This window comes from Shewanella sp. SM71 (genome assembly GCF_025653905.1).
Lineage (GTDB): Bacteria > Pseudomonadota > Gammaproteobacteria > Enterobacterales > Shewanellaceae > Shewanella > Shewanella oncorhynchi.
The window spans coordinates 32,186-50,251 of record NZ_JAKKRW010000019.1; the positions used below are offsets into that span (position 1 = coordinate 32,186).

Genomic DNA, 18,066 nt, shown 5'->3' on the forward strand with positions numbered 1-18,066 from the left:
ATTAAGATGGACAATTACGCCCAAGCGGCCATGTTATTACTGAGTATGGGAGAAGAAGGTGCTGCCATGGTCATGGCGCATTTGGATCGTAACGATGTGCAACACTTAAGCCATAAAATGGCACGGTTATCGAGTATTACCCAGCAAGAAGCCGAGGCAGTACTCAGCCGTTTTTTCCAACGCTATAAAGAACAATCGGGTATCGCCAGAGCCTCACGGTCCTATTTACAAAAGACACTCGATATCGCTTTGGGAGACAGAGTCTCTAAAAGTCTTATCGATAGCATTTATGGTGATGAGATTAAAGTGCTCGTTAAGCGTCTTGAATGGGTTGACCCCCAATTACTTGCCCGTGAAATCACCCATGAGCACTGCCAGTTACAAGCGGTATTGTTGGGATTATTACCACCAGAAAGTGCCGCTAAAATCTTAAAAATGTTGCCTAGTGATAGCCAAGATGAGGTGCTCGTTCGTATCGCGCAACTTGGCGAATTGGATCGTAATGTTGTTGAGGAACTGCGAGAACTGGTTGAGCGCTGCATGTTGATGGCAATGGAGAAAAGTCACACGCAAGTGGCGGGTGTCAAACAGGTTGCCGATATCCTCAATCGCTTCGAAGGCGACAGAGAACAGTTGATGGAAATGATCAAACTCCATGATAAGCAGATGGCGATTGATGTCACCGATAACATGTTTGACTTCATTATTCTTGGGCGACAAAAGCAAGAAACGTTGCAGACCTTATTAGGACAAGTACCTTCTGAAACCCTATCGTTAGCATTAAAAGGCATTGATTTTGAATTGAAAGATGCCTTGCTCAATGCCTTGCCTAAACGTATGTCGTCAGCGATTGAAACGCAAATTGAAGCGTTAGGTGGTGTACCTGTTAGCCGAGCGAGTGGGGCGCGTAAAGAGATAATGGAACTGGCGAAGCAATTAATGCAAGAAGGTGAAATTGAATTGCAGCTATTTGAAGAACAGGTCGTTGTTTAATGGAAAACAAGCATTCTCGTTGGCGTCTAAATACCAATCTCGCTCGTCGTTATCGTTTTCCTGCATTACACGATGCGGTGGAATCAAATTCCGATGCGGGCAGTGATTTTCAAAGTTATCAACAAGCATTCGATGAGGGTTATGACGAAGGTGTTATTCAAGGTAAGAGTGCGGGTTATGAGGCTGGCATAGAAGAAGGGCGCATTGCTGGACATGCAGCTGGTTTTCATCAAGGTCGGTTAGATGGGCAGTCAGCGGGTAGAGCATCCATCGATGAGCAGCTCAACAGTTTACTCGTACCGCTAGGTGCTTTGAGAGAGCTACTCGAAGATGGTCATGCAAAGCAGGTTCGTGAACAGCAAAATTTGATCCTTGAATTAGTACGCCGAGTGTCACAACAAGTGATTCGCTGCGAGCTAACCCTGCAGCCACAACAAATTCTTAAACTCGTTGAAGAAACCTTGAGTGCGTTGCCCGATGACCAAGCGGATATCAAAATCCATTTAGAGCCGAGTGCCGTGACTAAATTAAAAGAGCTCTCGGAAGATAAAATCCGTGGCTGGAATCTCATCGCTGATAGCAGTATTTCAGCGGGCAGTTGTCGAATTGTGAGTGATAAATCCGATGCAGATGCTTCAGTCGAGACACGACTCGATGCTTGCATGAAGCAGGTTGAAACCAAGTTGAATGAGGCTGAGATTGGAGTCTGATGTATTTCATGACGATTGGCCTCAGGTTCCAGTTGCAAGGGTTTATGGACGTCTCATTCGAGTTAATGGTCTATTGCTTGAGGCTGTTGGCTGTCAGCTTGGCATGGGGGATCGTTGCCAGATTGAAGGGCGAAATGGTCGTTTAATTGAGGCTGAAGTCGTTGGCTTTCATCGGGACGTATTGTGCCTTATGCCGATTGAGCCTACACAGGGCTTGATGCCAGGTGCCAGAGTGCTGCCTATTACGGATGAGCAAACAATTGCTATTGGTGATGGTTTGCTTGGCAGGGTGCTTGATGGACTTGGACAGCCACTCGACTTACTGGGCGATTTAACCGGTGTTTCACAAGTCCCGCAATCTCACACGAGTTACAATCCTTTGCTGCGCCAGCCTATTCGGCAGCCGCTAGATGTCGGTATTCGCGCCATCAATAGTTTGTTGCCCATCGGTAGAGGCCAGCGACTCGGGCTCTTTGCGGGCTCTGGTGTGGGTAAGAGTGTGTTATTAGGCATGATGACTCGTTTTACTGAAGCAGATGTCGTGGTGGTTGGCTTAATTGGTGAGCGTGGCCGTGAGGTCAGGGAGTTTATTGAAGAAACACTCGGTGAAGAAGGGCGTAAACGGGCTGTGATTATTGCAGCCCCTGCAGATACCACACCGCTCATGCGATTACGTGCAATGCGGTTATCCCACTCAATTGCCTGTGCTTTTAGAGATCAAGGTAAGCAAGTGTTGCTATTAGTCGACTCATTGACTCGTTATGCTCAGGCACAGCGTGAAATCGCCTTGAGTTTAGGTGAGCCTCCAGCAACCAAAGGCTATCCGCCATCGGCATTTGCACAGTTACCTAGACTGGTGGAAATGGCGGGCAATGGTGAACATCCGACGGGAACGTTAACCGCGTTTTATACCGTATTGGCCGAGGGTGATGATCAGCAGGATCCTGTTGCAGATGCAGCGAGAGCTATTTTAGATGGCCATATAGTGCTAAGTCGTAAATTGGCCGAGCAAGGACATTTCCCTGCGATTGATCTTAATGCGTCAGTGAGCCGCTTAGCCATGCACATAGCGACCTCTAGCAGTATTGAACAGAGTCAGATCTTTAGACATCTTTTGAGTCGTTACAATGAGGTTAGAGACTTATTACCTTTAGGTGGGTACCAAGCTGGCCAAGATCCTGAAATGGATCTTGCTGTGCGAGTGTATCCAGAAATGGCACGATTTTTACGCCAGACCACACACAGTAAAGTCAATCTGGCTGAAAGTTTAGTGCAATTGGAACAGTTGATGGGAGTTATGGGATATGAGCCAGCGTCATCTCTCTAAGTTACGTGTTCAAGCTGAAAAGAAATTAGCGCAGCTAGGGCAAAAACGCGATGATTCCAGCCTAAGCGTCCAACTAAATCAACAACAAAATCAAGCCTTAGCCCAAATGATATTGACTTATCGTGGTGCGAAAGAGGGCTCAAATGTTTTGCTCTGGCAAAATTCCGCAAGTATGGCGCAAGTGTTAGAGCCTATGCGGGTGAAGTTAGCTCAAAAGGAGGTTTTTCTACAACAGGAACAACTGCGTATTGATCGCCTATGGCGTAAGCAATTAGGGCGTCAGCAAGGTTTGAAGTGGCTTGAAAAACAAACACATATACAAGAACAAGCACAAGTGGCGCGCCGTGAACAGGCAATTGTTGATGATATGGCGGGTTTCTATTACAAGAATAAAGGCCAATAGGCGCTGTGTCATTACAGCTGAGAGCCACCTTTTAAACTATGTCCCATTAGCGAGGGCTTTGGTAACTCTCAATAATTCAGTTTAATTAGCGTTTGGCACCGTAATCAATTTCATGGTGTTGGCCATCTTGATTCAGGATACGGTTAATCGTTTCTTGCTGTATTACGAGCAATCTGCCGTTGGTTTCATTGGCTGTTTGGCTATCTTTAACTAACAGCTGCAAGTTGTCCCATGACATTTTTATTTGCGGTCTTAGGTGATCAGGTAGCGCCGTGATTAAGCGTCTCATGCCACTATTGTCACTATTAAAACCTAGTGTCGCGAGATTTTCGCTTCGCTGTTTGGCTCTCAAAGCCAACTTGTTACACAGTGCAGTTTGACGCTCGTTATGGGCTAAGAGCGCATCATTATCCCTGCGTTGCATTAATTCACGTTGGTGCTTAAGCATTGATTTTAATTGACTATATCCCTCAAGATCTTGACGAATATCGCGAATTAAACTTTGAACAAGTTCGCGTTTATTTACTTGACTATTATCCATGCTGTATCAATATCTTATCTGCAATTTTATCTAAGCTCAGCTCAAAGCTGCCATTACTTAAAGCCTGACGTATAGCAGCAACTTTATCTGTGTCAACGTCGGAGATGGTATGTAACTCTTTCTGGGTTTGTTCTAACAATTGCCAGTCGTGACTAATATCTTGTCGTGTTGGCGTTGATAGATTTTCTGATTCAACGGGCTTTCTGGGCGTATTAGCGCTCTTACTCGTGCTGAACTCAGTGCTCAAGGCACTGCTAATTTTATTAATTTCCATAGATGTTCATCGTCATAAATGGCTAGATATTAGATATAGGCGACCTAAATAGGATAAATCTAAAATAAATTTTTAAATTTATTCTAAGGTGGCTTAAATGTTAAAAACGGGTTTCAACTCTCCCCTTAGCTATGGGGTAAGCGGTAATGATTTTCCCTGAACTACTATTCCTCACTCTAATGGCATCACCTTGTTTACCCGCATCCATAGCAATCCCAATCATATTGGCATAAAAGGTGGCACTGACTGCTTCGATAATCACTTCATCCCCTATGCTCACGAGTTCTGGTGCACTTAAATTGCTTGCTCTTATGGGTTTGTTTTTGATTATTTTTCTGGCAACCGCTTGCCCTAAAATGTGTTTTTCATCAGTAATAATGTCTTGATCTGACGCAGTTAAGGGCAACATTTGCCATTGTAGATTTTCTGATGTGACAACTTCATCTCTCTTAAGCGTTTTGTTGGCAACAGGAATGTAGGCGCTGAGAGCAACCTTGGCCCGAACATAGAGTGACCAGCCTTCAGAGGCACAGCTTATTTTTCGTTGGATCCGACCGAATGGGAGCCCTTTAGCAGCCTCGACTTGGAGCGCTGTGCTACACGTTTTTAGCTTGGCAGTGCTGGAAGGAATGTGCAGTGTGATTTTTTTGCTGACTTTTTTTATCTCTTGCGATTGTTGCCACTTAGCTATCTCTGCGGCTACGGAGTTTGTCATTTGCTGAGATATTTGTTCTGTCGCCGTGATCTTCCCTTTCGCGTGCACATTGAGCGGAAGTAACCCTATGCTCAGTAAGAAAGTGAGGGAAAAGAACTTTCCGTATATCAATAGCGATTTCATTTAACCAACTGTTTTATATGAATAAGTATATTGGCATGCTAATTGTAAGCTGCTCGGCCATCTAAATTAATTACGCATACAGTACTAGGAGTTGAGATGGCTATCAACCTTGATAAAGCATTAGGAATACATCCTCAGACACTCGATTTTAGAGTGGAGAGAAGCAAGGTATTAGCGAGTAATTTAATCAATGCCGAAACTCCGGGGTACAAAGCGAGAGATTTGGATTTCAAAGCGGCCATGAAGCAAGTTGAAGCAGGCATGCAGATGAATCAAGAGTACAGCCTCGCTTATCGCATGCCTTATCAAAATTCTGCCGATGATAATACCGTGGAACTCGGTAAGGAACAGGCAAGATATTCACAGAATGCGATGGATTATCAAACGAGTTTGACATTTTTAAACATGAAAATAGCCGGTCTAAAGTCTGCTATTGAAGGTCGTTAGGAGCCTGTATGTCATTTGGCGATATTTATCAAATAGCGGGTGCTGGCATGAATGCTCAGACCATACGTTTAAATACGGTCGCGAGTAACTTAGCTAACGCTGGAACTGCCGCCGAAAACCCTGAGTCGGCCTATCGAGCATTAAAACCCGTATTTGCGACTATTTACGATGCGACTCAACAAGGTGCGATTGGTGCTTCGATTGAAGTGAGCGACATAGTCCAAGCGGATGCCCCATTGGATATGCGTTATGAGCCGAATCATCCCTTTGCCAATGAACAAGGCTATGTTGCTTACTCTAATGTGAACACGATTGAAGAAATGGCTGACATGATGGCGGCAAGTCGTTCATTTGAAACCAGTGTTGAAATCATGAATCGTGCGCGTTCTATGCAGCAAGGTTTATTGCAACTAGGGAATAAATAGCAATGGAATTGGCTCGCTCTGGTAACAACTCGATTCAGAATCCTGCAGGTGCATTAGCGGCACCAGGGAATGATGCTGCGTCATTAAAGAATGAATTTATGACCTTAATGATTGCACAAATCAAGAATCAAGATCCCACTAAACCGCTTAACAGTGCTGAGTATATCTCTCAATTAGCGCAGTTTTCGCAGGTCGAAAGCTTAGAGGGAATGCGGAAGAATCAATCAAGCCAAATGGTCATGATGGAAAATTTGGGCATAGTACAGTCGGCATCTTTGATTGGTAAGAATGCCATGGTGCCTGTGTCTGAGTTTCAGCTCGATGGTGAAGCGGTTGAAGGCAAAGTGTATTTAGAGAATGCAGCTGAAGGCTTAGATCTTGAAATTATCGATGCACAAGGTCAGGTCGTTAGCACTATTCAACTCGGTGCTCAGGATGTTGGTGATGTTCGGTTCTCTATCGATCCTGCTGAGCTGGGGTTGTCTGCAGGCAAATATGAAATCAAAGCTAAGGCGACACTAGGTGAAAATAGTTTAGTTGCGCCAACGTATATTAAGGCACCGATCGAGAGAATCCATTTCTCCAGTGCATCCGGCATGATGATGGCTGAAATGGGTCATGGTGTTGGGGTTGTTTCTGTGCTCAATATTTCTGAAGTTTCGTAAATTATTTTTATAGGATATTAAGATGTCATTTAACATAGCTTTAAGTGGTTTACAGGCGACGACTCAAGACCTCAACACTATCAGTAATAACATTGCTAACGCATCAACGAGTGGGTTTCGCGGTGGCCGTAGTGAATTTGCATCAATTTATAATGGTGGTCAGGCGGGTGGCGTTGGCGTGATGTCAACGAGCCAAAACTTCTCTAAAGGTGGCAGCTTAACTTATACCGGTCGTCAGCTTGATATGGGGATCCAAGGCGAAGGCTTTTTTGTTCTCAAGGGGAATGATGGCGGCGCCATGTATGCTAGAGCAGGGATGTTCCATAAGGACAATCAAGGCTTTATAACCGATCCAGTCGGTAATCGTTTACAGGGATATTCTGTGAATGCGACGGGAAGATTGCAAACTGGTAATGCGGGTGATTTACAGGTACAAACGGCTTCTTTAGCGGCCAAAGCCACAACGAATGTCAGCATGGTTTCAAATCTCGATGCGAGAGTCGATGTTATTCCTCCAGCGGTCCCAGCCGTGCCATTTGATCCTAAAAATATTGATAGTTATCACTCTATTGGTACCACCAGTGTCTACGACTCTTTGGGTACAGAGCATGTGGTGACTCAGTATTATGTAAAAACAGCGCCGAATGAGTGGACGGTTAATTACACTCTGGATGGGACTCTTCTGCCAGACCAAACAACATTAAAATTTGATTCAAAAGGCATTTTAGATCCAACTACAACAAAGGATACCTTCGACCTTACATTGGGTAATGGGGCATCACCGCTTAAATTTGATATCAATTTTGATAAAAGCACTCAGTATGCCGCCAAATATAACAACTCCAGCTTATCTCAAGACGGTTACACCTCGGGTGAATTGAAAGGTGTGCGTCTGGATGACAATGGTATGTTGTATGGCACTTATACTAACGGCCAAGATCAATTACAGGGTCAGGTCGTCCTCGCAAACTTTAGTAATCCCAACGGTTTATCGGCCGTGAGTAACAATGCTTGGGTGGCTACAAATACCGCTGGGCAAGCGATTATGGGGGCGCCATCTACAGGAACTATGGGCACTGTAACGGGGGGGTATTTAGAGGGCTCGAATGTGGATACGACCGCTGAAATGGTTAACCTCATGTCGGCACAACGTAATTATCAATCTAACGCCAAAGTTCTTGATGTGAACTCGACTATGCAACAAGCATTACTTAATGCCATTTAAGAAGAGACACTGACATGGAGAAGATGCTTTATACCGCCGCCAGTGGTGCAGTTCGTATTCTTGAGGCGCAAAGTATTCGCGCGAATAACTTGGCTAACGCTGAAACTGCAGGATTTAAAGCCGACCTTGAGCGCGTTAATGCCGTGCCTTTAGCTGTTCAAGGTAATAGTTTGAACACAAGGGTTATGGCACAGACTGAGAGTAGTGGTTTTAGCCAGCAAAGTGGGGTGATCAATCCTACGGGCCGTTCATTGGATTTAGCGATTCGCGATCGTGGCTTGTTCAGTGTGGCTGTTGACGGTGTTGAAGCATACACCCGTTCAGGTGCAATTGAGACAAATGCCGAGGGGCAACTGACTATCGATGGCCGGCCTGTATTAGGCGTTGATGGGCCAATAGCGCTGCCTGAGCATAAAGATGTCTTTGTGGGTGAAGACGGCACCGTCAGTGTTTTACCCTCTGAAGGCGGGATCATTGAGGAAGTGGGTCGATTAAAGCTAGTGAATCCTGACTTTGCCTTAATGCAAAAAGGGCAAGATGGGTTGCTCTATCGTCGTGATGGCCAAGCAGTGCCACAAGATGAAGGTGTGTTAGTGGATAGTGGCTTCCTTGAGTCGAGTAACGTGCAGGCCGTGTCAGAGCTTATTGCATCTATGGATTTGAGTCGTCAATTTGAGATTCAAGTTAAGTTAATGAAAAGTGCAGAAAAGCTGGCCGAGGCTGGTAATCGTCTGCTGGGCAATGTTTAAGGGTTATTGGTATGCAATCAGCGTTATGGGTAAGTAAAACCGGCCTAACAGCACAAGATACGAAAATGACTGCGATTGCCAACAACTTGGCAAACGTGAATACCACTGGTTTTAAGCGTGACCGTGTTGCGTTTAATGATCTGTTTTATCAGGTTCAACGTCAGCCAGGTGGACAGGTTGATGCACTGAATAATCTGCCATCGGGTCTGCAATTAGGTGCAGGAACGAGAGTCGTTGGTACTCAAAAAATATTCACTACTGGGGATATGCAAAATACTAGTCAGCAGTTGGATTTAGCGATCGAAGGTCATGGTTTTTTCCAAGTAGAAGAGCCAAATGGCGATCTTGCTTATACCCGTGACGGTCAGTTTTATCGCAGCAGCGAAGGCATGATGGTCACATCACAAGGTTTACCTTTAGTGCCCAATATCGTGATCCCTGAAGATGCGCTAACCGTTACTATTGCCAACGATGGTGTAGTCACAGCGAAAATGGCGGGTGAAGCTGAACCTCAAGATTTAGGTCAAATCACGCTTGTTAACTTTACTAATCCAGCAGGGTTAGAAGCTCGCGGTGACAACCTTTACCGTGAAACGGCTGCATCGGGTGTGGCGGTTGAAGGTGTGGCGGGTGATCAAGCTTTAGGTGCTTTAAGACAGGGTGCGCTAGAGGGCGCAAACGTCAACGTGGTGGAAGAAATGGTCGAAATGATTTCCACGCAGAGAGCATATGAGATGAATGCCAAAGTTGTGTCAGCCTCAGACGATATGCTCAAGTTCCTCAATCAATCGGTTTAGAGAGGCAATCATGCGTTGGTTATGGTTTTTATGGTTTGCACTGTTATCGGGTTGTATGTCGCATATTCCAGATAAGGAGACTAAACCTGGCACTAAAGAGTGGGCACCGCCTGAGATTGACTACAGCCTGCCAGATGCAAAGGATGGCAGTCTTTATCGTCCCGGTTTCATGTTGACACTTTTTAAGGATAAACGTGCTTTCCGTGAGGGCGATATTTTAACCGTCGCGTTAGATGAAAAAACCTATTCGAGTAAGAAAGCGGATACCAAGACCAACAAAGAACAAGATATGGGTATGGGGCTTGCGGGCAATATTGGTGATAAAACGGCCAATGCTGACGGTAAAACCTCTTTTTCGAGAGGGTTTAATGGTGCAGGCTCAAGTACACAGCAAAACCAGTTATCAGGTTCAATCACTGTAACTGTTTCTAAGGTTTTACCTAATGGTACCTTGTTGATCCGTGGTGAAAAATGGCTGCGATTGAATCAGGGCGATGAGTATTTACGCTTACTTGGCATTATACGTGCTGATGATATAGGTAATGACAATACGATATCGTCGCAACGTATTGCCGATGCCCGAATTATCTATGGTGGTCAAGGCGCTATTGCTGACAGTAATGCTATGGGATGGGCTTCTCGCTATTTCAATAGTCCATGGTTCCCGCTCTAGCAAAGGATATTTTGATGCTACGTTGTTTATTATTGTTACTTTTGGCTACTGGTACACTGCAAGCGGAAGAGCAAAGCCGCTACTTGATGGATATTGTCGATGTGCAAGGTCTGCGTGATAACCAACTCGTGGGTTATGGCTTAGTCGTCGGGTTAAATGGGACGGGTGACCGCTCTCAAGTTAAATTTACCAGTCAATCTGTCGTCAATATGCTTAAACAGTTTGGTGTACAGATTGATGATAAAACCGATCCTAAGTTAAAGAACGTCGCCGCTGTTGCTGTGCATGCGACTATTACATCTCTGGCGAGCCCAGGACAATCCTTAGATGTGACGGTTTCATCCCTTGGTGATGCAAAAAGTCTTCAGGGCGGAACCTTATTAATGACGCCTCTTAGGGCTGTCGATGGTGAGGTTTACGCGGTAGCGCAGGGCAACTTAGTTGTTGGCGGTATTTCTGCCGCCGGTCGTAATGGATCATCTGTGACTGTGAATGTGCCAACTGTTGGCACTATCCCCAATGGTGCCTTACTTGAGGCACCAATCAAAAGTAACTTTAGTGATAATGAAGACATCATATTAAACCTTAAGGATCCCAACTTTAAAACCGCCCGAAATATCGAACGGGCTGTGAATGAACTATTTGGACCCGATGTTGCACGTGCGCAAGATCATGCCAAGGTTCTGATACACGCGCCTAAGTCGAATCGAGAGCGTGTGACTTTTATGTCAATGCTTGAAGAACTCAAGATTGACCAAGGTCGACGTTCACCTCGAATCGTGTTTAATAGCCGCACGGGCACTGTGGTATTAGGGGGCGATGTTGTGGTTCGTAAAGCCGCTGTGAGCCATGGCAATCTGACAGTGACTATTGTTGAACGGGAAAATGTCAGCCAACCTAATGGCGCTTATCTTGGCAATGCAGCGGGAGAAACCGTCGTCACTAACGATAGCCAAGTGCTGGTTGAGCAAGGTAATAAACGGATGTTTGTGTGGCCAGAGGGCACGTCAATCGAGGAGATTGTGAGAGCAGTTAATAGTTTAGGTGCTACTCCAATGGATTTGATGGCTATCCTGGAAGCCTTATCCGAAGCGGGTTCCTTAGAAGCTGATTTGGTGGTGATCTAATGAAAGTTGAAAATCCAAACGGTTACTTAAGTAAGCTCAATGCCGATGAGCTGATAAAGGCTAATGGTGAGCAGGGCGCGCTAAAGATGGTTAGCCAGCAATTTGAAGCCCAGTTCCTGCAAACAGTGCTTAAACAGATGCGTTCCGCCACCGACGCTATGGCCGATGAAGATAATCCTTTAACGACCAAAAGTAATAATGGCCTTTATCAAGACTTACATGATGCGGAGTTGGCAAATCGCTTGAGCCAAGTCAATGGTATGGGATTAGCTGAAGTGATGACTAAGCAGCTATCACGTTCATTTCAGTCCGAGAAAGATCCGGTCGCCTTTGATCCTCAACAGATGACAACTACAGCAATGCAGCCTGCGCTTATAATGCGGCCCATTGTGAAGGATTTTAAATGAGCATGTTGAATATTGGTAAGTCTGGCTTACTGGCAAGTATGGCGGCATTGAATGCGACGTCAAATAACGTCGCTAATGCTATGGTTGCAGGTTATTCACGTCAGCAAGTCATGCTAAGTTCAGTTGGTGGTGGCGCATATGGCTCTGGCGCGGGTGTGTTTGTGGATGGTGTTCGGCGGATCTCAGATCAGTACGAGGTCGCCCAATTGTGGCAAACCACGAGTGCCGTTGGCTTTTCTAAAGTGCAAAGCAGCTATTTGCGTCAGGCTGAACAAGTATTTGGTGCAGATGGAAATAATATTTCAAAAGGTCTTGACCAATTATTTGCAGCATTAAACTCCTCTATGGAGCAGCCTAATTTAATCGCTTACCGACAAAGTGTGCTCAATGAGGCTAAGGCCGTCGCTCAAAGAGTGAATGCGATTAACGATAATATTGACTCGCAGCGTAATCAGATCAATGGGCAACTGGGGACATCGGTCAAAGAGATAAACGCACAACTTGCGATTATTGCTAATTTCAATCGAGATATTCAGGCTGCCAGTGTGACAGGTACAATTCCACCTGCACTGCAGGATGGCCGCGATGCGGCCATTGATGACTTAGCCGCTATTATCGATATTCGTGTCGTTGAAGATAGCCAAGGTATGCTCAATATCTCGCTGGCCCGAGGTGAGCCGTTATTGACTGGAAATACCGCGGCTAAACTGACCAGCGCACCTGATCCTGCTAACCCTAAAAATAATCTAGTATCGATTCAATTTGGGGCGAGTCAGTTTAACGTCGATCAGACTGCGGGCGGCAGTTTAGGGGCATTACTTAACTATCGTGATACTCAACTTGCTGACTCTCAAGCCTATATTGATGAATTAGCGGTGATGTTGGCAACCGAGTTCAATTCCATTCTCGCTTCTGGTACTGATTTAAATGGTGCAACACCATCACAGGATCTCTTTACGTATCAAGCCAATAATCCTGGTGGGAGTTTATCGCTAACTGCTGGTTTTACACCTGATAAACTTGCCTTTGGTCAGGATGGCACCCAAGGAGATAACACAAACTTGAAAGCCTTAGTGCAGTTGGCCAATAAGGAACTGAGTTTTACTAGCCTTGGTAGTAGTACCAGCTTAGCGGAATCCTTTTCCAGCAAAGTCGGCCAATTGGGTTCTGCTTCTCGCCAGGCTATTTCATTTGCCAAAACCAGTGTGGATTTGCAAAAAGATGCACAAGTCCAGTGGGCGAGTACCAGCGGTGTTAATCCCGATGAAGAAGGGATTAATCTGATCATTTATCAGCAGTCTTATATGGCCAATGCCAAGGTGATTTCCACTGCGGATCAGCTGTTTCAAACTATGCTAAGTAGCTTTTAAGGACATTATCCATGCGTGTAACAATGCAAAATCTCTACACTAATAATTTAAACAGTTTGCAGAACACAACGTATGATGTCGCACGTTTGAATCAAATGCTTTCTAAAGGCGTTTCGATATTAGCGCCTTCTGACGATCCTATCGGCGTTGTTAGGGTAATGGATAACCAGCGCGATTTAGCGTTAGTGCAGCAATACATTAAAAATATCGACTCGTTAAGTACCAGTATGAGCCGCTCTGAAACCTATTTATCCAGTATGGTTGAGACGCAGCAACGGATGAAAGAGATCAGTATTGCCACCAATAGCTCAAACCTTTCGGCAGAAGATAGAGCTTCCTATGCTTCTGAAATGGAAGAACTCTTAAAAGGCTTAGTGGATAATATTAATGCTACAGATGAGTCAGGTAATTATCTGTTTTCAGGTAATGTGATTGATAAAATCCCCGTTGTTAAAGATGCTACTGGTCGATATGTGTATCAAGGTGATGCCAATCAGAGAACAGTGCAAACCTCAAATTCTTCATGGACAACGGCTAATGTCACCGCTGAGCAGTTATTATTTTCTAATGCAGGGCAAGATATTCTAAACCAAACAATGGATTATATTAGTGTGTTGAAGGATCCGAGTTTGTCGCCAAGCGATCCTGCCTTTAGCGCCGCCGCTAATGGAATACAAACCGCCTTAAGTGAAACCTTAGATAGCATAGGCGCAGCCATTACGGATTTTGGTGGCAAGCAGAATAATCTTGCGTTAGTGAAAAGCTCCCATGAAGAGATGGTGTTATTTAGCAAGCAAGTGATCGGTGAAACGCAGGAGCTTGATTATGCTGCCGCTACCGCGGAGTTTAATGTGAAGCTAACCGCATTAAAAATCACTCAACAAACGTTTGTGCAGATTAGTCAATTGTCCCTTTTCAATCATATGTAGGTAATGAGTTAAATGATCAAAGGGATCGGTGAGTCGCTTACTCAGTTACACCAAAGTCAGACGGTAACGTCTCAATATGTTGCACCAATATCGGCTTCACCGCGCAGCATCCCTAAGGCGCGGCCTATCCCTAAACATAGGTTAGAAGCCTATGGTCGTTGGGCTAAAGTGACTCAAGAGCAGCATAATATCAGTGCTTCGCAAGTTGTATTACAGAGTTTAATCTTAGCTAAGCAGTTAATGGGGCAGCTTAATAAGCAGTTACAAACCTGCCTGTTTAATAAGAATACGATTATTGAGGATACCTTAAACAGAGCTGAAGAAGTGAGGCGTCAACTTATTGAAATAAAACCTCACTACCAAGGCAAGCGTTTACTCGATCATCATCTCAATTTGATTTCAGTATCCCAGCCTGCCGCTTTGCATCTTTTTAAGTTTAGGCGGGTGGATCTCACCTCGCCTAAGAACCGCGATGAACGCATAACGCTATTTACTGAAAAGCAAACATTGCATTTGCTTTTACCAGCAAATAAAAATCGCCTAGCGCTACAAGAGATAATAGGGCCCGTATTAGCTTCGATCGGGATTGGTATTGATCGTTCATCCCCCCATGACACTGTATTTATGGCGCAGGATGACACTTGGACAAAGCTTTGCGGTGGGATTTTAATGGTCGGTGAGGGCCAAAGACTCCCTGCTGGTGAGCCAAGAAATATTCCACTTGAAGAGATATTTAGTTGGCAAGATCCCCGTGAATGGCATTTTGATAATACTGAAAAGTTAAAAATCACCTTAGCTAAAATCGCTAAGGTTGAGAAAAAAGTGACATTACAAATAGAGGAAATTAACGCTTCCCATCGCTTATTACTCGCAAAGGTTAAGCAATTGACCGCATCCAGTCAGCCTAAGGTTGAACTCCAGCATTTGCATAAATTTATGCAACCCTATCCTTTTTCCTATCAAGTGACATCTTTAATGGCGCAGGGAAATACCAACCGTGAGCAAGTTAGCGCATTGCTACTCTAATTTTTTGAGTTGAATCCCAAGTTAGCGCATTTAATTTTTGAAAATACGATTTTGGGTTTTAGTGTTGAGGGATTTGTGTCGCCTTATTGAGTTATGCCTGAATTCAGGTTTAACCAAGATAGCCGTTATTTTCTGGAGAATTAATATGTTAGGTGTTCACACTAATTACGCTTCAATCGTTGCACAGGGCGCTGTAAACAAAAGCAATAACCTACTGACTAACGCGATGGAGCGTTTATCAACAGGTTTACGTATCAACAGTGCATCAGATGATGCAGCGGGTCTGCAAATTGCTAACCGTATGAATGCAAACGTGAAAGGTATGGAAACTGCCTCACGTAATATTTCAGATGCGACCTCTATGCTGCAAACTGCTGATGGTGCGTTAGAAGAGTTAACGACCATTGCCAATCGTCAAAAAGAATTGGCTACTCAAGCATCTAACGGTGTTAACTCAGCGGATGATTTAACTGCTCTGAATGCTGAGTTCACGCAATTGAATGCCGAAATAACGCGTATTGTAGAAAATACCACTTATGCTGGTAATAAATTATTCGATACTGGTGTATTGACCTCTGGTACTGGTGTTAAATTTCAAATTGGCGCCGGAACAACGGAAACCATGACTGTTAAATTAGGCACAATTCCTAAAACGGTTGCAGGTACTTTAACTGGTGGTACTGCCAATGCTGCCATTGCTCTTGTGGATACCTTCTTAGCCGCAGTGGGTACTGAGCGTTCTACCTTAGGTGCCAACATTAACCGTCTTGGCCATACTGCCGCTAACTTAGCGAGCGTTACCGAAAACACTAAAGCCGCTGCAGGCCGTATTATGGATGCCGACTTTGCGGTTGAATCTGCCAATATGACGCGCAATCAATTATTAGTTCAAGCAGGTACAACGGTACTGTCTTCAGCTAACCAAAATACGGGTTTAGTTATGGGCTTACTGCGCTAATTTTATTCAATTAGTCAGTGTTAGTTTTAATACCAGTAAGCTTAGCTTGCTGGCATTTTTTATGGTGTTTGTGCATGCCATTTCAGTCTAGTTTTTATAATGTCATACACTCTATTTTTAAATAGGTTTTAGTTAAGCGCTTGTGTGGTCGCTTTAGTTAGTTATCCCTGAACTCAGGTCTAACCCCGCTACTCGTTATTTAATGGAGAACTTATATGTTAGGTGTTCACACTAATTACGCTTCAATCGTTGCTCAAGGTGCTGTTAACAAAAGTAATAACCTACTGACTAACGCCATGGAGCGTTTGTCTACCGGTTTGCGTATCAATAGCGCATCTGATGATGCTGCGGGTTTGCAAATTGCTAACCGCATGAGCGCTAACGTTAAAGGTATGGAAACCGCTTCACGTAATATTTCTGATGCGACCTCTATGCTACAAACTGCAGATGGTGCGTTAGAAGAATTAACGACCATTGCTAATCGTCAGAAAGAACTCGCCACTCAAGCGGCAAACGGTGTGAACTCTGCTGATGATTTAACTGCGCTGGATGCTGAATTTCAACAGCTAAGTTTGGAAGTTGATCGTATCGCAAAAAATACGACTTATGCGGGTAATAACTTATTCACTGCTATAGCTGGTACTGTGACTTTCCAAATTGGTGCAGACAAGGCTGAAACGATGACAGTGACAAGTGCAGCCCCAGTTGCGTTGGCCGCTACTGTGAAACTGGATTCTGGCGATAATGCAAGGTTAGCAATTACTGCAGTTGATGATTTTATTAAAACTGTGGGCACTTCACGCTCAACTTTAGGTGCCAACATTAACCGTCTTGGCCATACTGCGGCTAACTTAGCTAGCGTAACTGAAAACACCAAAGCCGCTGCTGGCCGTATTATGGATGCCGATTTTGCGGTTGAATCTGCCAATATGACCCGCAATCAATTATTAGTTCAAGCAGGTACAACGGTACTGTCTTCAGCTAACCAAAATACAGGTTTAGTGATGGGTCTACTGCGCTAATTACAATTAATTAGTCAGCTTGTTAGTTTTAATGCCAGTGAGCTTAGCTTACTGGCATTTTTTATGGCGTTTTGAGCATGCCATTTCAGTCTGATTTTTACAGCGCTAATGCACTCATTTTAAAATCGGTTTTAGTTGTGGGCTTGTGTAGTCGCTTTAGTTAGTTATGCCTGGATTCAGGCCTAACCAAAACAATCGTTATTTTCTGGAGAACTACATATGTTAGGTGTTCATACTAATTACGCTTCAATCGTTGCACAAGGTGCTGTTAACAAAAGTAATAACCTACTGACTAATGCCATGGAGCGTTTGTCGACGGGTTTACGAATCAACAGCGCATCTGATGATGCTGCGGGTCTGCAAATCGCTAATCGCATGAGCGCTAACGTAAAAGGTATGGAAACAGCTTCACGCAATATTTCTGATGCGACCTCTATGCTACAAACCGCTGATGGTGCGCTAGAAGAATTAACGACCATTGCTAACCGCCAGAAAGAATTAGCGACTCAAGCCTCTAACGGTGTTAACTCAACAGCTGATTTAAAAGCGCTGGATGATGAGTTTAAGCAATTAAACACCGAAATTACCCGTATTCTCGATAATACAACTTACGCCGGTAATAACCTATTCAGCACATTAGAGACTGGTGTTACTTTTCAAATTGGTGCAGGTACGGGTACGGGTGAAAAATTGCTCGTTAAAACAACCGTCATAGATGCCGCCGCATTGGCTGCTGGTGATTTAAATACTGCTGCGAATGATGCCATTGATCTTGTGGATACTTTTTTAGCAGCAGTCGGTACTGAGCGTTCTACCTTAGGTGCCAACATTAACCGTCTTGGCCATACAGCGGCTAACCTTGCCAGTGTGACTGAAAACACTAAGGCCGCAGCTGGTCGTATTATGGATGCCGATTTCGCGGTTGAATCAGCTAATATGACCCGCAACCAATTATTAGTTCAGGCGGGTACAACGGTACTGTCTTCAGCTAACCAAAATACGGGTTTAGTCATGGGTCTACTGCGCTAATTACAGTTAAGCCAGTCAGTTTAGTTTTAATGCCAGTGAGCTTAGCTTACTGGCATTTTTTATGGCGTTTTGTGGATGCCATTTAAGTCTGTTTTTATAGAGGTGATCCCATCTATTTTTAAATAAGTTTT

General features: G+C 44.4%; 22 protein-coding genes. 19 read left to right on the forward strand and 3 right to left on the reverse strand.

The features are described 5' to 3' along the window. The first annotated feature begins 6 nt into the window (after positions 1 to 6). The 4 genes from L5L97_RS17335 to L5L97_RS17350 are packed head-to-tail and all read left to right on the forward strand — an operon-like array spanning position 7 to position 3,433. The gene (locus L5L97_RS17335; protein WP_049821660.1) at positions 7 to 993 is read left to right on the forward strand and encodes a flagellar motor switch protein FliG; all 987 of its coding nucleotides are present in this window, start codon (positions 7 to 9) and stop codon (positions 991 to 993) included. Next, positions 993 to 1,703, forward strand: coding sequence for a flagellar assembly protein FliH (gene fliH, locus L5L97_RS17340; RefSeq protein ID WP_113940832.1), 711 nt, complete (start codon positions 993 to 995; stop codon positions 1,701 to 1,703). The genes L5L97_RS17335 and fliH overlap by 1 nt, the downstream gene beginning before the upstream one ends. Next, positions 1,681 to 3,030 (forward strand): FliI/YscN family ATPase, encoded by a 1,350-nt coding sequence (locus L5L97_RS17345; RefSeq protein WP_113940831.1) that lies wholly within the window; start codon positions 1,681 to 1,683, stop codon positions 3,028 to 3,030. The genes fliH and L5L97_RS17345 overlap by 23 nt, the downstream gene beginning before the upstream one ends. Further along, complete coding sequence (locus tag L5L97_RS17350; protein WP_131523390.1) at positions 3,008 to 3,433, forward strand: hypothetical protein; 426 nt, start codon at positions 3,008 to 3,010, stop codon at positions 3,431 to 3,433. Before L5L97_RS17345 ends, L5L97_RS17350 begins: the two co-directional genes overlap by 23 nt. A gap of 85 nt (positions 3,434 to 3,518) precedes the next feature. On the opposite strand, the gene L5L97_RS17355 is transcribed toward L5L97_RS17350, so the two are convergent. The 3 genes from L5L97_RS17355 to flgA all read right to left on the reverse strand — a co-directional run bounded on the left by L5L97_RS17355 (position 3,519) and on the right by flgA (position 5,086). Then, positions 3,519 to 3,974, reverse strand: a complete 456-nt coding sequence (locus tag L5L97_RS17355) for a flagellar protein FlgN (protein ID WP_028761850.1) — start codon at positions 3,972 to 3,974, stop codon at positions 3,519 to 3,521. After that, positions 3,967 to 4,248 carry a flagellar biosynthesis anti-sigma factor FlgM gene (gene flgM, locus L5L97_RS17360; protein ID WP_113940828.1) on the reverse strand — a complete coding sequence of 94 codons (282 nt, stop codon included), beginning with the start codon at positions 4,246 to 4,248 and terminating at the stop codon, positions 3,967 to 3,969. Before flgM ends, L5L97_RS17355 begins: the two co-directional genes overlap by 8 nt. Before the next feature lie 100 nt (positions 4,249 to 4,348). Next, entirely contained in the window at positions 4,349 to 5,086 is a 738-nt protein-coding gene (flgA, locus tag L5L97_RS17365) for a flagellar basal body P-ring formation chaperone FlgA (protein ID WP_131523391.1), read from the reverse strand. Positions 5,087 to 5,182: 96 nt separating this feature from the next. Between flgA and flgB the strand changes: the two genes are divergently transcribed. The 15 genes from flgB (at position 5,183) to L5L97_RS17440 (ending at position 17,935) form a co-directional block, all read left to right on the forward strand. Further along, the gene (gene flgB / locus L5L97_RS17370) at positions 5,183 to 5,533 is read left to right on the forward strand and encodes a flagellar basal body rod protein FlgB (protein WP_113940826.1); all 351 of its coding nucleotides are present in this window, start codon (positions 5,183 to 5,185) and stop codon (positions 5,531 to 5,533) included. 8 nt (positions 5,534 to 5,541) lie between these two features. Continuing rightward, the gene (gene flgC, locus L5L97_RS17375) at positions 5,542 to 5,958 is read left to right on the forward strand and encodes a flagellar basal body rod protein FlgC (protein WP_113940825.1); all 417 of its coding nucleotides are present in this window, start codon (positions 5,542 to 5,544) and stop codon (positions 5,956 to 5,958) included. A gap of 2 nt (positions 5,959 to 5,960) precedes the next feature. After that, complete coding sequence (locus tag L5L97_RS17380) at positions 5,961 to 6,623, forward strand: flagellar hook assembly protein FlgD (protein ID WP_263148206.1); 663 nt, start codon at positions 5,961 to 5,963, stop codon at positions 6,621 to 6,623. A gap of 22 nt (positions 6,624 to 6,645) precedes the next feature. Then, positions 6,646 to 7,848 carry a flagellar hook protein FlgE gene (gene flgE / locus L5L97_RS17385; RefSeq protein WP_113940823.1) on the forward strand — a complete coding sequence of 401 codons (1,203 nt, stop codon included), beginning with the start codon at positions 6,646 to 6,648 and terminating at the stop codon, positions 7,846 to 7,848. A 14-nt stretch (positions 7,849 to 7,862) separates the two neighbouring features. After that, positions 7,863 to 8,597, forward strand: coding sequence for a flagellar basal body rod protein FlgF (locus tag L5L97_RS17390; protein WP_131523393.1), 735 nt, complete (start codon positions 7,863 to 7,865; stop codon positions 8,595 to 8,597). Between the two features lie 11 nt (positions 8,598 to 8,608). Beyond that, on the forward strand, positions 8,609 to 9,394 hold the full coding sequence (gene flgG, locus L5L97_RS17395) for a flagellar basal-body rod protein FlgG (RefSeq protein WP_006083393.1): 786 nt from the start codon (positions 8,609 to 8,611) through the stop codon (positions 9,392 to 9,394). Between the two features lie 10 nt (positions 9,395 to 9,404). After that, positions 9,405 to 10,067, forward strand: a complete 663-nt coding sequence (gene flgH, locus L5L97_RS17400) for a flagellar basal body L-ring protein FlgH (protein WP_113940821.1) — start codon at positions 9,405 to 9,407, stop codon at positions 10,065 to 10,067. A gap of 14 nt (positions 10,068 to 10,081) precedes the next feature. Then, positions 10,082 to 11,194, forward strand: coding sequence for a flagellar basal body P-ring protein FlgI (locus tag L5L97_RS17405; RefSeq protein ID WP_263183106.1), 1,113 nt, complete (start codon positions 10,082 to 10,084; stop codon positions 11,192 to 11,194). Next, positions 11,194 to 11,601, forward strand: coding sequence for a rod-binding protein (locus L5L97_RS17410; RefSeq protein WP_248068764.1), 408 nt, complete (start codon positions 11,194 to 11,196; stop codon positions 11,599 to 11,601). The genes L5L97_RS17405 and L5L97_RS17410 overlap by 1 nt, the downstream gene beginning before the upstream one ends. Next, positions 11,598 to 12,971 carry a flagellar hook-associated protein FlgK gene (flgK, locus tag L5L97_RS17415; RefSeq protein WP_248068752.1) on the forward strand — a complete coding sequence of 458 codons (1,374 nt, stop codon included), beginning with the start codon at positions 11,598 to 11,600 and terminating at the stop codon, positions 12,969 to 12,971. Before L5L97_RS17410 ends, flgK begins: the two co-directional genes overlap by 4 nt. 11 nt (positions 12,972 to 12,982) lie before the next feature. Further along, complete coding sequence (gene flgL, locus L5L97_RS17420) at positions 12,983 to 13,900, forward strand: flagellar hook-associated protein FlgL (protein ID WP_011920049.1); 918 nt, start codon at positions 12,983 to 12,985, stop codon at positions 13,898 to 13,900. A gap of 12 nt (positions 13,901 to 13,912) precedes the next feature. Next, positions 13,913 to 14,926, forward strand: a complete 1,014-nt coding sequence (locus L5L97_RS17425; protein ID WP_011787870.1) for a hypothetical protein — start codon at positions 13,913 to 13,915, stop codon at positions 14,924 to 14,926. A gap of 145 nt (positions 14,927 to 15,071) precedes the next feature. Next, a complete protein-coding gene (locus L5L97_RS17430) occupies positions 15,072 to 15,884 on the forward strand; it encodes a flagellin (RefSeq protein ID WP_263183109.1) in 813 nt (270 codons plus the stop codon). Positions 15,885 to 16,099: 215 nt separating this feature from the next. Next, a complete protein-coding gene (locus L5L97_RS17435) occupies positions 16,100 to 16,906 on the forward strand; it encodes a flagellin (RefSeq protein ID WP_263183110.1) in 807 nt (268 codons plus the stop codon). 219 nt (positions 16,907 to 17,125) lie between these two features. Then, complete coding sequence (locus L5L97_RS17440) at positions 17,126 to 17,935, forward strand: flagellin (RefSeq protein WP_263183112.1); 810 nt, start codon at positions 17,126 to 17,128, stop codon at positions 17,933 to 17,935. The last annotated feature ends 131 nt before the right edge of the window (positions 17,936 to 18,066 follow it).

Excerpts from the sequence above, each read along its gene's own strand:
- L5L97_RS17435 (WP_263183110.1), top strand. The coding sequence starts at position 16,100 with ATGTTAGGTGTTCACACTAATTACGCTTCAATCGTTGCTCAAGGTGCT.
- flgM (WP_113940828.1), bottom strand. The coding sequence starts at position 4,248 with ATGGAAATTAATAAAATTAGCAGTGCCTTGAGCACTGAGTTCAGCACG.
- L5L97_RS17335 (WP_049821660.1), top strand. The coding sequence starts at position 7 with ATGGACAATTACGCCCAAGCGGCCATGTTATTACTGAGTATGGGAGAA.
- flgC (WP_113940825.1), top strand. The coding sequence starts at position 5,542 with ATGTCATTTGGCGATATTTATCAAATAGCGGGTGCTGGCATGAATGCT.
- flgK (WP_248068752.1), top strand. The coding sequence starts at position 11,598 with ATGAGCATGTTGAATATTGGTAAGTCTGGCTTACTGGCAAGTATGGCG.
- flgB (WP_113940826.1), top strand. The coding sequence starts at position 5,183 with ATGGCTATCAACCTTGATAAAGCATTAGGAATACATCCTCAGACACTC.
- L5L97_RS17380 (WP_263148206.1), top strand. The coding sequence starts at position 5,961 with ATGGAATTGGCTCGCTCTGGTAACAACTCGATTCAGAATCCTGCAGGT.
- L5L97_RS17405 (WP_263183106.1), top strand. The coding sequence starts at position 10,082 with ATGCTACGTTGTTTATTATTGTTACTTTTGGCTACTGGTACACTGCAA.
- L5L97_RS17440 (WP_263183112.1), top strand. The coding sequence starts at position 17,126 with ATGTTAGGTGTTCATACTAATTACGCTTCAATCGTTGCACAAGGTGCT.
- L5L97_RS17410 (WP_248068764.1), top strand. The coding sequence starts at position 11,194 with ATGAAAGTTGAAAATCCAAACGGTTACTTAAGTAAGCTCAATGCCGAT.
- L5L97_RS17350 (WP_131523390.1), top strand. The coding sequence starts at position 3,008 with ATGAGCCAGCGTCATCTCTCTAAGTTACGTGTTCAAGCTGAAAAGAAA.
- L5L97_RS17345 (WP_113940831.1), top strand. The coding sequence starts at position 1,681 with ATGAGGCTGAGATTGGAGTCTGATGTATTTCATGACGATTGGCCTCAG.
- L5L97_RS17430 (WP_263183109.1), top strand. The coding sequence starts at position 15,072 with ATGTTAGGTGTTCACACTAATTACGCTTCAATCGTTGCACAGGGCGCT.
- flgE (WP_113940823.1), top strand. The coding sequence starts at position 6,646 with ATGTCATTTAACATAGCTTTAAGTGGTTTACAGGCGACGACTCAAGAC.
- L5L97_RS17355 (WP_028761850.1), bottom strand. The coding sequence starts at position 3,974 with ATGGATAATAGTCAAGTAAATAAACGCGAACTTGTTCAAAGTTTAATT.
- L5L97_RS17425 (WP_011787870.1), top strand. The coding sequence starts at position 13,913 with ATGATCAAAGGGATCGGTGAGTCGCTTACTCAGTTACACCAAAGTCAG.
- L5L97_RS17390 (WP_131523393.1), top strand. The coding sequence starts at position 7,863 with ATGGAGAAGATGCTTTATACCGCCGCCAGTGGTGCAGTTCGTATTCTT.
- flgH (WP_113940821.1), top strand. The coding sequence starts at position 9,405 with ATGCGTTGGTTATGGTTTTTATGGTTTGCACTGTTATCGGGTTGTATG.
- flgG (WP_006083393.1), top strand. The coding sequence starts at position 8,609 with ATGCAATCAGCGTTATGGGTAAGTAAAACCGGCCTAACAGCACAAGAT.
- flgA (WP_131523391.1), bottom strand. The coding sequence starts at position 5,086 with ATGAAATCGCTATTGATATACGGAAAGTTCTTTTCCCTCACTTTCTTA.
- fliH (WP_113940832.1), top strand. The coding sequence starts at position 993 with ATGGAAAACAAGCATTCTCGTTGGCGTCTAAATACCAATCTCGCTCGT.
- flgL (WP_011920049.1), top strand. The coding sequence starts at position 12,983 with ATGCGTGTAACAATGCAAAATCTCTACACTAATAATTTAAACAGTTTG.